Here is a 15,564-nt window from a genome sequence, read left to right on the forward strand (position 1 = left end):
ATCAAACCTTAATTCATAACTAAAGCTGATTACTATGAGACCACTTCTAATATTTCTAATTTCCATTGCTCTTTTAATAGGGTTGTTTTTTTTCTTTATGGGACTAAAACCTAGTAATTCCAGAAAAGAAATAGTAGCGCCTATCAAAACAAAAATAGATTCGCTTATTCAGGAAAAGCCCGAGGTTTTTCCGTACTCTTATGTAGATGGAGCGGGTTATGTATTGAAAGATAAGCAGGTTGTATATTTTGGCGAAGCCGATACTACAGAAGCCAGAAAACAAGAAATTATTGATGCCTTTCAAGCAGAATTGGAGGCATATTGGAAATGGGAAATTTTATTAGGAAACAAAAGTCTAGCCGTAGATTCTAGTAATGTGAATAAAAACGATGTTGCTAACAATGAATCTCCAGCGATAACTGACCGAGTGACCCAGCTTTTTGATGTGTCAGATTTAATTAAAGTATCCATTGATACTGTTAATAACTGTAAATGTGATAACAACTTTATTTTACTGACGGGTAAAGATTTGCACCTGATTAGAACAAACCCTAATCCAGATGGAGGAGGAATCGGCAGTGGTCCGCCCCATACCATTATCCCTATTGAAGATTTAGGAAGTATTCCGCTTGACCCTACAAATGTTACTAAAATAATAGCCAAAGGTGCTAATGATGGCACACCGACTAGTACTGATGGTAAAATATTAGTGGGCATCATCGATACAGGTTTCAATGCTGAGGCGTTGAATAGTGGGTATTTTAGTACTGGCCTAGACTATAATTTCTTGAACAATACCACTGATATTAAAGATACTAATCCCGAAATACATGGTACTAAAATATCAAGAATCATTATCCAAAATGCAGGAAAAAATGATAAAATACAGTTGGTAGGTTTAAAAACCTTTGACGAAAACTATGCTGGCGATTTATACCATAATGTTTGTGCCTTGATATATGCTTATAAAAATAACATCAAAGTTTTGAATGCTAGTTGGGGTACTTATATCAAAGAGCCAGATGGAATTTTTACAAAAGTATTGAATGATTTGAAAAAGAAAGGAATGGTTTTAATAGCCTCTGCTGGAAACGATAACCTAGATATTGATGATGAAAAATATTGGCCAGCTTGTTATACACAGGATAATGAATTAGGCTCAAACGTCATTACCGTAACCAGTAAAAGTGGTACTATTTGCCAAAACCAATCAAAATCAGGAAAATATATAGATTTTACGGTAAGGGCAGATGCCAATTGTATGCACGATATTCCTAATAGTCCTGCGCAAAGTGGATCATCTTTTGCGGCTCCTTATGTTACGTCGGAAGTAATAAAATATTTTTTAACTAATTCGGGTGTTTTTAACAAGAAGACTTTTACCAATGCCCTAATTGCTACTCCACCCGCCAGTGGAATTTCGGTCTATCAAAATCCATAAGATTTAGATAGATGTCAATAGTCTGATTATCTTCTGAGGAAGATATTTCAGACTATTTTTTACACCTCTACCTTTAGCAATTCAAGGTAAGGGTCGCCTTCTAAACCCAATAATTTTGCAAAAGCAGGCTCAGTTTTTAAGCCTGCTTTTTTTAATGCAATGATTTCAGCCCTAAAGGCTTCGCCATATTTCAGCAATAATTGATATTCAATCATCATATGTCGATAAGCGAATTGGTCTTTTGTTGCTAAGCTTTGTCCGAAGATTTCAATCTCAAAATCCTCTATCATAAAGCTAGCGATAACAGCATCATGCTGATGTACCTCACGTGACCATTGTTTAAAATCAACAAAATGCCCGAAATGATTTGTCAAAAAATCTATAAAGCTTTGCTTATCTGCCCATTGGCAAATAATATCTAAGTCGCTACTTTCAATATCAATTTCTATGGGAATTGTTCCTACTAAAATAGGAGCAAAGGGCATTAGCTGCTCCATCACCTTATGTTGAGTAAGAACCTTAGAAGCCTTCTGTTGCTTTGTATTACCATTTTTTAGGTAATCAATCGTCTCAAAATTTATCATGTTAAGCCATTACTGCCAGCATATCAATGATTTTTTCGCCCAATAATTGGTTACCTTTAATACTGATATGTTTTGCTGCCCTTTGTTTGATGATTCCCTTTGTAAAAATCCTCCAAGCTATTTCTCCCTCAATCGTTACTTCGGTAACGGGCGTTTTACTAGCTTTATCTGTTAAACCCCACATACTACCATCATACTCCAGAAACCAGTCGCCCCCGCCTTCCTCAGTAATCTGAAAATGAATAATATCTCCTTTCTGACTTTTCACATTTTTATAATGATGAGGTAAAGCTCGCATTGAAGTTTCTAAATATGGGAAATAAAATTCCTTACGATAAAGTTCAGCCGTTTGCCCAACTGCAAACCTAATTTGTTGTTGGTGATGCCACTTTTCGGTGTATTCCCGAGCAATATGAAACCAGTTGGATGATTCTTCTTCACCAGCCCAAGCTACAGAAAAGGTGGCAGTTGCTAGTGGGTCTAGCGTTGCCAGATAATCGCTGTATTCTTTACCTGTGGAGGTCAATAATTCTATGATAATAGCAGGACTTACTCTTTTCATCGCCGTTACCCAGTCATGATTTAGCTTATTGAGGTAATCTAACAAATCTTGATAAGAGTTAATGCTTTCGGGGACTACTCCGAAATACTTATCACGTAGCATGGATAAGGTACGGATGTTGCCGTCTAGTAAATGTACTGCAATATCTTTCACTCGCCAAAGCGGTGCAATACTCTGTTTTTCCCAGTCTTGGGGTGATAGAGATGTTAATACTTCAATTAATTTTTCATCAATCTTCGGAAAAAGCTCAATGGTTTGAATTATATTAGTTTGTTTCATGGTAGGGAGATTTAGGGTTTGAAGATAGTGAAAATCTTTTTAACCTTTCCCAAACCTTTTACGCCATTGTTAGTGTTTGTTCACTAACAACATGGGCGACATCAACGTATTTCCTCGATTTGTTGGTGGAATAACACCAACAAAGGAAAAAAATAGAACTTTCACTTTTTAAATAACTTCGCTTTTATACAGGCAGATATTTACAAAGCATTTTTCCATTTTTGTAGGTAACAGTACGCTCTAATTTCAGAAACCTTGTATCGTTAAAAATTGAAAGTCCTGTACCGATTGCCACGGGATTTCTGAAAATATAATACTCATCAATAAGGTTTTGGCTAATGAGTGAACTTACAAAATTGGCTCCGCCATAAACAAGAATATCTTTGCCTGATTCTTCTTTTAGTGCTTTTACTGCCGTAACGAGGTCTCCATTTTCTACTTCTAAATTTCTGCCCGTAATTACAGTCTCTGTTTTACTGAAAACAATCTTCTGCATATTTACCATTCGTTGCGCCAGTGGGTGTTCATTACTATCGGGATGATTGTCGAATATATTTTCCCAATGGTCAACGAAGCCTCGCGTCATTTTACGTCCCAACAGAATATTATCACAACTATCGGCTATGTCAATGATGTCTGTAAAAACGGCTTCATCCCTTCCGCCAGGAATCCATATCCAGTCTAGCTGACCATCTGGTCTACCTACGAAACCATCGATGGTCATTTGTACCTGTAATTTTAATTTTCTCATAACAATAGCGTTTAAAAGATAGTAGTGTTGCTTTCTATTACAAAGATAGCTAGACGCCTTTTGATAGTTAGGGTGCGTTTACGACATTGTAGGGTATCATTTGCGAAAAAGTATGCCACTTGTATTGAGGCTAAATTGGTGATTTGATTATCAGTAATCGCTATAAAAAACAAACACTTTGTATTTAGTAAGTTTGAATTTCTTAACTTTACTAGATGAATAAAAAAGTAGAACGTAGTGTATCTGAATTTAATACCGAACTTAAACTGAAAGGGTTTAAAGCTTTTCAGTTAGAAGACGATAGTAATGCCACCCGCATATATAGCAGGAAGGATTTCTTTAAAATATGCCTAACAACAGGACATAGCAAAATTCATTATGCCGATAAAAGCTTTGACCAAGAAGGTACTATTTTGTTTTTTGGCAATCCGCATATTCCGTATTCTTGGGAAACAATATCTACTCAATATATTGGTTATACCTGTTTGTTTTCAGAAGATTTTTTAAAGCAATCTGAACGTTCAGAAAGTTTGAGTCAATCTCCTTTCTTTAAAATTGGTGGAACGCCCGTCTTGAAAATTTCGGAGGAGCAAAGGTTGTTCCTAAATACTATTTTCCAAAAAATGATTGATGAGCAGCAAAGCAACTACGCCTATAAAGACGAGCTTATTCGCAACTACGTCAATCTAATCATTCACGAAGCACTAAAGTTACAACCATCTGAAAATTATCATCAACACAAAAACGGCACTTCACGGGTCACGTCTGTTTTCCTTGAATTACTAGAGAGACAATTTCCAATTGAGACTGGAGATAAACCCTTGCAATTAAAAACAGCACAGGATTACGCTCAACATTTAAACATACACGTAAACTATCTGAACCGTGCAGTAAAAGAGGTTACAGGAAAATCTACGACTACCCATATTACCGAAAGAATTACAACGGAAGCTAAAGCACTATTGCAACATACTGATTGGAACATTTCTGAAATTGCCTATGCGCTGGGATTTGAGTACCCGACTTACTTCAATAACTTTTTCAAAAAAAATACTGGCACTAATCCAAAGTCATTAAGGGAAATAGAAGTTTGAAATTCTTAATTTTTGGTTTGATAACCTTTAACGGTAGCGCCATGAGTGGCAATACCTTTGCAAGAGCATATCAAACTCAATTAAGATGTTACATACAACAAATAATACTTCGGACAATCGACCCGAAAAATCCATCTTCGAAAGGGATAAGTCAGGCGAGGTAATTTCACTAGACGACCCCGACTATCTATCACTCTTTAAGGTTATTCAAAAGGCAATTCGCACTACTGCCAAACTGAATACGGTTGTTACAGATAATCTGCAAGAGATTAATGCTATCTTCAGCGAGCTGATTGGCAAAAAGGTAGATGAAACCTTTTTTATTATACCTCCATTTTATACCGACTTTGGCGAGAATATTACCATTGGCAAAAACGTATTTGTCAATCATGCCTGCACCTTTATGGATAGAGGTGGCATTACCCTTGAAGATAACGTATTGATTGGCCCCAAGGTAAACCTCATCACGACCAATCATCCCATAAATCCTGCTGAAAGAAGAGCAACAATTTCAAAGCCCATATTGATTAAAAAAGGGGCTTGGATTGGTGTAGGAGCAACTATTTTACCAGGAGTAACCATTGGCGAAAATTCTATAGTAGCTGCTGGGGCAGTAGTTTCTAAAGATGTTCCCGATAATGTAATTGTGGGAGGGATTCCTTCCAAAATACTAAAGACCATTTAATAAATAGCCATTTAAGAGAATGAAAAAAATACTTGCGCATACAATGATGTTCCTGACAATAGCAGGGCAATTGTTCAGTCAAAACAACGTAAATACAACGAAAATGAATACAGCACCCAATCATTATACTTTTCAGTTAAGCGATAAAGTAACCCGACAAAAAGTACGTTTTAAAAATCGTTATGGTATCACGCTGGTAGGGGATTTATATCTTCCCAAAAATCAGCATCTATTACTTTCAGCACTGGCCATTAGCGGGCCTTTTGGGGCAGTAAAAGAACAATCTTCTGGATTGTATGCCCAAAGAATGGCCGAACATGGCTTTGCTACCTTGGCTTTTGACCCTTCTTATACAGGCGAAAGCAGTGGTGAACCTCGAAATGTAGCCTCGCCTGATATAAATACGGAGGATTTTAGTGCTGCGGTTGACTTTTTAGGCTTACAGAAAAATATAGATAGAAACAAAATTGGTATAATTGGTATCTGCGGTTTTGCAGGTTTTGCCTTAAATGCCACCGCCATTGATAAGCGAATTAAAGCTGTGGCTACAACAAGTATGTATGATATGACACGGGTGATGTCGAGAGGGTATAATGATGTAGTAACCGCAGAACAGCGCACCCAAAATCTTGAACATTTAGCACAACAGCGATGGAAAGATGCAGAGAACCAATCGTTTGCACCTTCTTCTAACAATTTACCTGAGAAACTAACAGGTAACGAGCCTCAGTTTGTAAAAGATTATTTCGATTATTACAAAACTCCTCGTGGGTTTCATGTACGTTCTATTAATTCAAATGCGTCGTGGACGGCTACTAATCCCTTGTCGTTTATGAATATGCCCATCCTGACATACATTAAAGAAATTTCACCGAGACCAATGCTTTTGATTGCTGGAGAAAATGCCCATTCTAGGTATTTTAGTGAAGATGCTTACAAAGCAGCAGCCGACCCCAAAGAGCTAATGATAATACCTGATGCTGTTCACGTTGATTTATATGATAGAATGGATAAAATTCCGTTTGATAAGCTAGTAACATTTTTTAACAATAATTTGAAATAGCTTATTTCATTGTGCGGTTAATGCCGTTGTTGGTGTTTGTTCACTAACAACATTGGCGACAGCAACGCATTTCACTCGGTTTGTTGGTGGAATAACACCAACAAAGGCAAAAAAAAAACCGCTCATACAATTTGTAAAAGCGGTTTTTTATGTGGAGACGGAGAGATTCGAACTCTCGTCCAGACAAGGAACTCGATAGCTTTCTTCACGTTTAGTCTTGATTATTTTTTCGAGATAGGCAGGGTTCAAGCCGGACCTTAATCTATCCTTATCCTCTCTGTACTAAATGTTTGCTTAGAGAAATCACAACATTCGACTCTGCGTTTCGACACCCCGTATCCCAGCGGCAGAGTTTAGCCGAGTGGGGTGTGGCGAATAGCTCCAACCCAGTTGATAACTATCCAAAACGAAATCCCTTAAGGATTAAGCTGCCATGGCATACTGAGTATTGCCGGTTGTTTTTCGGACTAATTTTTAACAGGAGATCAGACCAACTCCCGACGTGCTTACCACCGACCTGCACAAGCTGTCAATACCGGTCGCCCCCATTTACTTTTTTGGATTTGTAAAGATAATAGTTTTTTGGGGAAAAAGCAATGAGCAATGAGTTGTGAGTGATGAGTTGTGAGTTGCTAATGATAAGTTATGGGTCTGGTAACAATTCATCACTCACAACTCTAGACTCACAATTCACAACTCCAGACTCATCACTTAAATCCTCACACTAATTCCACCAAACAAGAATCTTCCAGCAGCAGGTTCAAAATAACGATTGGCTGTAGCATTAATTTGAACATTGGCATTGTAAACGGTATTTGTTAGGTTATTGATACCCACAAAAGGTTCAAGGACGAAATGACCGATTGTCTTACGATAGCCTAACCTTACATTGGCAGTAAAATAGCCATCATTCGTTACTGTATTGGCATCATCGGCAAAGATTTTACTGATGCTTCTTAACTGCACAATCGTGAAAAATCCTGATTTGGTAAAGTACCTGAACTCTGCATAAATATTATGTTTCGGAATGCCGGGCAAGGTATTTCCATCAAATTTCCCTGCGGTAGTCTGGTATTCTTTGTAAGCAAAAGCTGAATATGTATAGTTCAAATAGGTCGTTAACCCTGCTACTATTTTATAGGTTATACCCGCTTCTATGCCTTTTCGATTAGACAATCCTGCATTTCTAAAAAAGGTTGTTACTCCTTGTCCAGCTATTTGATAAGGCACAATTTCATCTTGTACTTCAATCGTAAATAAAGCCAAGTCTACTCTTAATTTTTTACTTAAAATACCTTTATAACCCAACTCTATATTTCTTGATTTTTGAGGACTTAAATTAGGATTAAAACCACCAGTTTTCAGTGGGTTATTAGATAATTCGTTCAATGAAGGCGTTTCAAAACTACTAGAAATGTTAGTATAAATTGACTGATTTTCTTTTGGAGCAAACGAAAATCCTAACATAGGACTAAATCGCTGAAAAGATTGTGTTGAAGACTGGTCGTCATTAATTAGGAATTTATCCGAAATCTTTAATTCAATATCATCAAATCGAGTGTTTAATGAAAGTCTGAATTGAGGACTGAAAGTATATTCTTGTAAAAGGAATACACCAACGTTTCGAAAAGACTCAATTTGGTCGAGTTTTAAAATACCTCTTTCCCCTAATAAATTGTCATATCGTTGACGATTATCCTGCTGATTTTCAAGGTCAATACCTGCTTTTAATCTGTATTTTTTATCAGTAAATTGATAATTGAAACCTCCACCAGAAAAATCTCTTTTAAAAGCAATTTGCCCATTTTCTTTCGTGGCTTGTAGATTACTAAAATCTCTATTCAAATAAAATCCTCGCGCACTAATTTGATGTTTCTCGCCAATTTTTTGGTCATAAATCAAGGCAAATTTGGCTTGTTTAAAAGTCTCATAAGCGTTGTAATCCAAATTGGTCTGGCGAGCCTGCTGTCTGTTTTTATCAATTTCTGCTAGGGTCAATCCTCCTGGGTCTTCTGCTTTGGGGCTATCTACATAGCTCATTAAAACAGTCAGGTTTATATTGTCTGAAAACTTATAAATCAATTTCCCATTCAAGAAATTACGTTCTAAGGCACTATGGTCACGGTAACCCGTACTCGTTAGCCTAGAAGCATTGACAAAATAGGTTACCTTTCCAATTTCTTGCCCCGTTTTGAATTGTAGCCGCTGAAAACCAAAAGAGCCAAAAGTGCTTTGAGCCTCCGCAAAAAACTGTTTAGGGGTTTCAGAAAACAAACTGATAACGCCCCCCGAAGCATTGCCATACAATCCTGCTGTGGGACCTTTGATTACCTCTACACGTTCCATCAAGCCCATATCTAAATTACCGACTTTGGCAGTGCCGTCGGGAATAGATTCTGGAATACCGTCCATCACGACCTTCAATCCACGAATACCAAAGGAAGCCCTAGCGCCAAAACCACGAATAGAAATGCGTAAATCCTGAGCAAAGTTTTCGGAGTTCATCGCAAAAACCCCAGGCACAGCCCCGAGGGCATCAAACATTGAAAGCTTGGATTGCCCTGTTTGTAAACGTGCTTGGTCAATAACGGTAACGGCCAGCGGGGTTTGAATATCTTTTCCTACAAAGCGTGACGAACTGATAATTACGGGCTGGAGTTCAGTAACTTTCAAACTAGAGTCTGTCTGAGCCCGTAAAGTAAATGTATTAAGAAAAAGGATTATCGGTAAAAATCTTTTCATGACGGAGTTTTTCAGAAAGATAACGCAAAAAGCCTAATACTTTGGTAGGATTTGAGGGTAAATAATAGCCTCAAAACAGACGCTTGTTCTTAAGGTTACCATTTATTGTATCTTTGTTTTCTCAAAAGGTAACTGTAAACCTCACCGTTATGTTTGCTAATTAGTATTCTAATAATTTCTTTTTGACTGATTAGGAATTATACGAGGGACGTATATATGGATGGTAAATTGAATATTATTGTATAAAAATGAATATTATAGCATTGAACGAAGGCATTTATGCCGTTAATAAACAAAAGCAATTTACGAAGATTACTCAAGAAAATGCTGGGCAGATAGATGCTAAAAGTTTAAAAATGGCAGTATGTCCGTTTTTGGTGATTACCAATAACGATGTTATTCTGCTAGATGCTGGCTTGGGCTTTTGGCAGGACAATCAGCCACAAATTATCTATCTGATAAAGCAGGCGGGGTATAATGCCCACCAAATCACCAAAGTATTGCTTTCGCATTTGCACAAAGACCATCTTGAAGGCATTGGATATTTTGAAGGCGATGTTTTTATGCAAAACTTTCCAGATGCTACCATTTATCTTCAGAAACAGGAGTTGGAATATGCTTTAACCCAACCTGATAACCCTTCTTTTAACCAAGCTATTTTAGCGCAATTAGCGTTACTCCCTAATTTATATTTTTTAGAGACCCACAAGGGGCTTATCGACAACTATATTTTGTATGAAGTAACGGGTGGGCATTCGCCCTATCATCAAGTATTTTGGATTCAGGAAGCATCAGACGAAGCCTCGGACATTGTTTTTTATGGTTCAGACGACCTACCACAGGAGAATTATCTCAAATTTCACCTCGCATATAAAAGTGACTTTGACGGTAAAAAAGCGAAAGAATTAAGGCAACATTGGGAAGAGCAAGCCAAAGAAAAGCATTGGTCAGTATTGCTTTATCATGATATTGAAAATAATATTTTGAAGTTTTAAAGTGTATTACCCTTTCTATTAGCAGGTGACTTTAGTCCTACTGATTACCCACATCTTTTAAAAATTTAAAATGAGGATATAATTATTGAAAAATTGGTTAAAATGTGCTTAAATCGCCTTTCAAACCGAGCTTTGGTCGCCTAATGTCACAGCCTGACTACCTGAAACTCTTATTCCTAGCGAGGGACTTAAGTCCCTCGCTAGGAATAAATGCCTTGATTATCAGTTATTTATATAATTGTGGGTAATCGATAGGACTTAAGTCACCTGCTAATAGAAAGGAATTTTCGCCTTTGTTGGTGTTTTTACGGGGTCGCCTAGACCAACAAATTCAAGCGTCAGCAATACTTCAAAGAAACAATAAAATCAAACTATGAAGTTGATAAGCTACTGATGCTTAAGTTGTTGACAAAAAACACTAACAAAGACTAAGGATAAAACTTATAAAGTCATGGCATGAGTAATTTTATTAATCAACTAATCTTCAAAGCATTAGCATACGATTCCTCAGGCATTGATGTTGGGAAAAATACTTTAAGTCCCTCGTTAGTTTGTTCAAATTTTAATGCCTGCTTGGTCGATAATAATACTACCTGATTAATTTTTGAGGAACGATACGGGCTATTTGCTCCAAGACTTTTAATAAGCACTTCTCCTGTCGTTGGCCATCCCATCACCGTGGCAAATAGGTATTCACCCTTTACTACAAAGCGAATATCCTTATCAGTAAACGGCTTGCCTTTGCCTTCATTAAAGCCCTGAGCACTTAATGCCGCTGCTCCTTCTTGTGCAGGGCCTTCGCCAAAGATTTTCCAAGGGCGTGTACCATAAATACTTTCTCCGTTCGCTCTCATCCATATGCCTACGTCCTCCACTACTTTACGTTCCAACTCATCAATAGAACCATCTCCACGCAAAGGAATATTAAGCATAAGGTTACCATTTTTACTGACTACATCAATCAATGTATGGATAACCGTTTTGGCAGTTTTATAGCCCTTGCGGTCGTAAAGTTCACGATTATAGTGCCAGTCGCCAATACAAGTATCGGTTTGCCACGTAAATGGTTCGATATTGTTGCTTTGCCCTCTTTCTATGTCCCAGATGATGGCCTTACGCTGATTTTCATCCAAGATTTTACCATTAATTACTCCTGTCAGTTTACCCTTATCTTTAATACTTTTATTATATAAGTGAGCAGTAATTCGTAAGCCAACATCACTAATAGGCCACATTGGCAATTGTGAATCATCAAAATAGACAAGGTCTGGACTGTATTTATTGATTAAATCTATCGTCCTGTTATAAAACTTCTCGATATAAGCTTGGGTAGGAACAGCGACACCATTACCCCAATTCCATTGTCTGTGTATCATGCCATTGTCCAGACTATTTTCGCTCAATGGATGGTTTTGTGCATAGAGTTCCTGTGGGTCTAACCCTTCCCACCATTTTCCCTTGCCATCCTGCTTAGTAAGTTTACCGTCGTAAGGTACACCAGCATAAGGCCCGTTTTTATCAGCCCTTTGGGCAGTTTCAAACCAACTCCAAGCATGGGCGGCGTGTACGCTTACTCCGAAGGGCAAACCATTTTTCTTGGCTGCTTTTGCCCAGCCACCAATGATGTCTTTCTTAGGACCTACCTTAGTAGAATTCCAGTTTTTCTGATATTTGCTATCATATAGGTCAAGGTTATCGTGGTGATTCGCCAAAGCCATAAAATACTGCGCACCACAGTTTTTATAAAGCGACACCAATTCTTCAGGATTCCACTGCTCGGCTTTCCAAACATTGATAACGTCTTTAAAACCGAAAACCGAAGGGTGACCATATTTTTCAAGATGGTACTTATATTTTCGGTTACCTTCCATGTACATTTCTCTAGCATACCAATCGCCTGCTTCTGGCTGACATTGCGGACCCCAGTGTGCCCACATCCCAAATTTTGCATCACGGAACCAATCGGGTGTTTGGTAACTTTGAAGAGATTCCCACGTAGGTTTAAATGGACCAGAAATGATAGGTTCTAACCCTTTGTGGTTTTCAGCGAAAGGCAAGATATTGTTAGCAAAGCTTTTGGATGCCAAAAGACTAGGTATCCCTAAGGCAAAACCTTGGAGAAGTTTTCTTCGATTCATGTTAAACGTTTTTTCGGTTTAATCTTGTTTTACTTGACACCTACAAATTTATCAGCTACGAATTGTTATTTTTTTGCATAAATTTGACAGATTTTTGCACAATTCCGACTATTGCTTTTCAAAACCTTATAGGGTATGACATACCTTTGTGTGTAAAGCCATCCAATTATTCACATTCTTGAAGGCAAGATAAGCATATAAATATATCGGGTAGCCGATTCATCATTAAGAAGCTGTTTAAGCTTTCCGTTTCTGAGGTGAAAGTATTGTATTTTTGAATTGATTTTTTCAAAATTTGCGAAGCATAGCATCGCTACGTTGAGTAAATTTTGGAACAAGCTATTCTAAAAGACTTAGTTTAACCCGAAAGGGAAGTTTAAACAGCTTCTAAATCTAAAGTGTATAAGCGAAGATGTTAATCAGAAACTATTTTTCTTTACTCAATGTAGACTATGTTAAACTGGATACTAGTTGGAACTTTAATAATGTAATTAGTCCCTATTATCGTTTATATTATATCGATGGGGGAGAGGGTACGATTTCAAACGCTGAGACCACTATTCACTTAAAAGCGGGACATCTATACCTTATCCCTAGTTTTACATTGTGCAACCTTACTTGTAACAATTTTCTGAGCCAGTATTTTATCCAATTTTTTGAAGAATCCCCAGATGGCTTATCGCTCTTTACGCATTCCAGAACAGTGATGGAGCTAGAGGTAACTGCGACAGATATTGCTAATTTTCATCGGATTCTAACCATTAATCCCGGACGAGGTATCAACAGATCTGACAACCCGAAGGTGTATGAAAAGGATATTTTTTATAAGGAATACCAGCAATTGAACAACCTACAAAGCATTTCAATTCGCTATGAAACCCAAGGAATTTTGTTTCAATTGATTGCACGATTCCTTGCTCCGCCTGCTTTCAAATACAATCAAATAGATGTTACTCCGTCAGTGGTAATGGATGCTATCAGCTATATTCAACTAAATATCAATCAACCGCTCACCGTCAGTCATCTAGCCAATCGTGCCAATTTGAACGTAGATTATTTTTCAAGAATATTTCATCAGAGTTTGGGTAAAAGCCCTATCAAGTATATTCTTGAAAAACGCATTGAACGGGCACAATACCTTATCACTACGACCAATAAACAAATGAGCGATATTGCGTTGGATACAGGCTTTGATAACCTACAATATTTCTCAAGGATTTTTAAAAGAATCACGGGGCTGACACCTGGAGAATATAGGAATCAGAGTTGGAGAATGGGGTTTTTGTAGATTTAGACTAGAGGACGTAAGACACAAGATTCTAGACACAAGACTTTAGACGGAAGGCACAAGATTTTAGTTGTGCTAATCTAAAAATCTCTGTAAATCAGCGTATCAAATCAGCGAAAATCTACGGGTTAAAAAGATATAAGATTTGAAAGTGTCAAGTAAAGCGTCACTAGTACTCACCTACGAACATCTACTCGCTACTCAAAATACCCTTCGGAACATTTCGAATAGCAAAGTTGCATTCTAAGAATACCTGACGCACTACGCCAAGCAGGTGTATTTATTATTAATAAAACACTCGCTACTCGACTTGTTCTGAAAGGCAAGTCGAGGATGGATACAAAGGATGTTAATCCTATATAATGACATATATTAATGGATTTCACCAACCCTGTAGTCAGTATACATAAAATACCTTTTTCGTAAGCTATAAATAAATATCCTTCAAAATTTAGCGAGTTTCATCTTCAGGATTTTTATTATCAAATATTCACAAAAGCATTTGTAAACTTTTTTTCTAATGTAAGGCATAAAAATCTCCTTATAAATAAAAGTTAGTTATTTCCCCTCAACGAAGCATTCCTCTTAAACATAAGAAAAGGCTGAAAGTTTGATTTGTTTTAAAATATTTTTTCAAATTAGTTACCCATCTATTTAGGTGGTAAATAATGAAAAAAGACTAATTCAAATTTAAAACTCACAAGCAATAAATTATGTCAAAAATTACTCGAAAATTTAATAAATGGATATGGGCTAAACTCATCGATTCAAATGGTTATCATAAACTTAGAATTTATAATACTCCTTTTGGTATTTATTGGATTCTGAGATGTAGTTATTGGACAGCAGGTTATTCTCAGTTTTTCTCAATGGGGCGATTTTACATCCGCCTTCGTAAACGATTTAAAATTTAATTTATATGAATTATTTGATATACAGATTTTTATACAATCAGTTTTTCCTAAATGTAGAAGGAATAAAGCTTTTCGCAAACAGATGTATAAATAGGTACATAAACAAACAAGCTCTTAATAAAGCAAATACATTAACTGCATATGTAGCTATAATTAAAGAAGAACGCGCAAAAGCCAATGCAGAATTTTTAGCTTGTGAACAATTAGATAGAATGGATGATGGAAGCTTTATGATAAAACAGAAAAAAAACAGGAGCTCAAAAATAGCTGTGTATTTCATGATTTTATTTGAAATTTTTTTAAACTATGTTTCTACATTAATATTTATTCAAGGGGATGGATTATTGTTTGTTATTGTTCGATGGGGATTAGCTATTATTTTAGCATTAGCAGCCATGTTGTCAACGGATGCACTACTAAGCAATATTTTGCCAGAGGAATCTGTTAGGGTGAAAGGTAAAAAAATAGAAAATGATGATACTGAAAATTATAAGAACATCTCAACAAAGAAAAGAATGATTAGCCTATTTATATCATCTTTATGTTTGGTTTGTTTCGAGATAGCCATTATTGGAGTGGCAAGTAAAAGAGCTTTTGACTTGGAGCAAACAAACTCTGGGGTAATGTTTTTTGGCTTCATTCTCTTATCAGTAGCTCTACCTATTTTAGCAGGGTATTTTAAATGGAATTCAGAACACCATGGGAAGCTATATCAAAATTCTTTAAAATATTATAAAACAAAAAACACACTACACATCCTAAACTTAATACTGACGGGCGATATGAAGGATGTAAAAGACGTAATTGATATTAGTATCAAAAAAGCTTGGAATACATTCAGTACATTTCAACTTTATAAAGAAAACTATAATAGAAAGAATAATATTCCTGATGAAGTAATAGAAGGTCGCTATTTTTCAGACATTGAAAGTTTTAAAATAGAAGCATTAAATCATTTCGGAAATGAAGTAAAAGAAATTTTGAGAGAATTGGAAACTGTTAAGAAATAAAAACAGTCTATATTATCC

Annotated in this window: 13 protein-coding genes and 1 other RNA gene; 8 read left to right on the forward strand and 6 right to left on the reverse strand. The window is 36.6% G+C overall.

Translation table 11 applies throughout. The annotated features are described in order from the left end of the window. The first annotated feature begins 34 nt into the window (after window positions 1-34). A complete protein-coding gene (locus AC07XN_RS08795) occupies window positions 35-1,441 on the forward strand; it encodes a S8 family peptidase (RefSeq protein WP_494742766.1) in 1,407 nt (468 codons plus the stop codon). Window positions 1,442-1,500: 59 nt separating this feature from the next. Here AC07XN_RS08795 and AC07XN_RS08800 read toward each other — a convergent pair whose 3' ends face one another. The 3 genes from AC07XN_RS08800 to AC07XN_RS08810 all read right to left on the reverse strand — a co-directional run bounded on the left by AC07XN_RS08800 (window position 1,501) and on the right by AC07XN_RS08810 (window position 3,617). Then, window positions 1,501-2,025 (reverse strand): DUF4269 domain-containing protein, encoded by a 525-nt coding sequence (locus tag AC07XN_RS08800; protein ID WP_494742767.1) that lies wholly within the window; start codon window positions 2,023-2,025, stop codon window positions 1,501-1,503. Window position 2,026: 1 nt separating this feature from the next. Beyond that, window positions 2,027-2,866: a maleylpyruvate isomerase N-terminal domain-containing protein gene (locus tag AC07XN_RS08805; RefSeq protein ID WP_494742768.1), complete on the reverse strand. Its 840-nt coding sequence runs from the start codon at window positions 2,864-2,866 to the stop codon at window positions 2,027-2,029. Between the two features lie 184 nt (window positions 2,867-3,050). Next, window positions 3,051-3,617: a dihydrofolate reductase family protein gene (locus AC07XN_RS08810; RefSeq protein ID WP_494742769.1), complete on the reverse strand. Its 567-nt coding sequence runs from the start codon at window positions 3,615-3,617 to the stop codon at window positions 3,051-3,053. A 215-nt stretch (window positions 3,618-3,832) separates the two neighbouring features. Here AC07XN_RS08810 and AC07XN_RS08815 point away from each other — a divergent pair, with 215 nt between their 5' ends. The 3 genes from AC07XN_RS08815 to AC07XN_RS08825 all read left to right on the forward strand — a co-directional run bounded on the left by AC07XN_RS08815 (window position 3,833) and on the right by AC07XN_RS08825 (window position 6,459). After that, complete coding sequence (locus AC07XN_RS08815) at window positions 3,833-4,711, forward strand: helix-turn-helix domain-containing protein (protein WP_494742770.1); 879 nt, start codon at window positions 3,833-3,835, stop codon at window positions 4,709-4,711. Window positions 4,712-4,796: 85 nt separating this feature from the next. After that, window positions 4,797-5,396, forward strand: coding sequence for a sugar O-acetyltransferase (locus AC07XN_RS08820; protein WP_494742771.1), 600 nt, complete (start codon window positions 4,797-4,799; stop codon window positions 5,394-5,396). 19 nt (window positions 5,397-5,415) lie between these two features. Beyond that, window positions 5,416-6,459, forward strand: a complete 1,044-nt coding sequence (locus AC07XN_RS08825) for an alpha/beta hydrolase (RefSeq protein WP_494742772.1) — start codon at window positions 5,416-5,418, stop codon at window positions 6,457-6,459. Between the two features lie 149 nt (window positions 6,460-6,608). Here AC07XN_RS08825 and ssrA read toward each other — a convergent pair. Continuing rightward, window positions 6,609-7,006: a transfer-messenger RNA gene (ssrA, locus tag AC07XN_RS08830) on the reverse strand. A gap of 164 nt (window positions 7,007-7,170) precedes the next feature. Next, window positions 7,171-9,201: a TonB-dependent receptor family protein gene (locus tag AC07XN_RS08835; protein WP_494742773.1), complete on the reverse strand. Its 2,031-nt coding sequence runs from the start codon at window positions 9,199-9,201 to the stop codon at window positions 7,171-7,173. A gap of 248 nt (window positions 9,202-9,449) precedes the next feature. On the opposite strand from AC07XN_RS08835, the gene AC07XN_RS08840 reads away from it, so the two are divergent. Further along, complete coding sequence (locus AC07XN_RS08840) at window positions 9,450-10,196, forward strand: MBL fold metallo-hydrolase (RefSeq protein ID WP_494742774.1); 747 nt, start codon at window positions 9,450-9,452, stop codon at window positions 10,194-10,196. A 473-nt stretch (window positions 10,197-10,669) separates the two neighbouring features. Here AC07XN_RS08840 and AC07XN_RS08845 read toward each other — a convergent pair whose 3' ends face one another. After that, window positions 10,670-12,334 carry an alpha-L-fucosidase gene (locus AC07XN_RS08845; RefSeq protein WP_494742775.1) on the reverse strand — a complete coding sequence of 555 codons (1,665 nt, stop codon included), beginning with the start codon at window positions 12,332-12,334 and terminating at the stop codon, window positions 10,670-10,672. Window positions 12,335-12,746: 412 nt separating this feature from the next. On the opposite strand from AC07XN_RS08845, the gene AC07XN_RS08850 reads away from it, so the two are divergent. The 3 genes from AC07XN_RS08850 to AC07XN_RS08860 all read left to right on the forward strand — a co-directional run bounded on the left by AC07XN_RS08850 (window position 12,747) and on the right by AC07XN_RS08860 (window position 15,546). Then, the gene (locus AC07XN_RS08850; RefSeq protein WP_494742776.1) at window positions 12,747-13,622 is read left to right on the forward strand and encodes a helix-turn-helix domain-containing protein; all 876 of its coding nucleotides are present in this window, start codon (window positions 12,747-12,749) and stop codon (window positions 13,620-13,622) included. Between the two features lie 713 nt (window positions 13,623-14,335). Beyond that, on the forward strand, window positions 14,336-14,536 hold the full coding sequence (locus tag AC07XN_RS08855) for a hypothetical protein (RefSeq protein ID WP_494742777.1): 201 nt from the start codon (window positions 14,336-14,338) through the stop codon (window positions 14,534-14,536). A 5-nt stretch (window positions 14,537-14,541) separates the two neighbouring features. Beyond that, complete coding sequence (locus AC07XN_RS08860) at window positions 14,542-15,546, forward strand: hypothetical protein (RefSeq protein ID WP_494742778.1); 1,005 nt, start codon at window positions 14,542-14,544, stop codon at window positions 15,544-15,546. The last annotated feature ends 18 nt before the right edge of the window (window positions 15,547-15,564 follow it).

The sequence above is a fragment of the Arcicella sp. GW458-12-2-14-TSB2 genome, assembly GCF_059423785.1.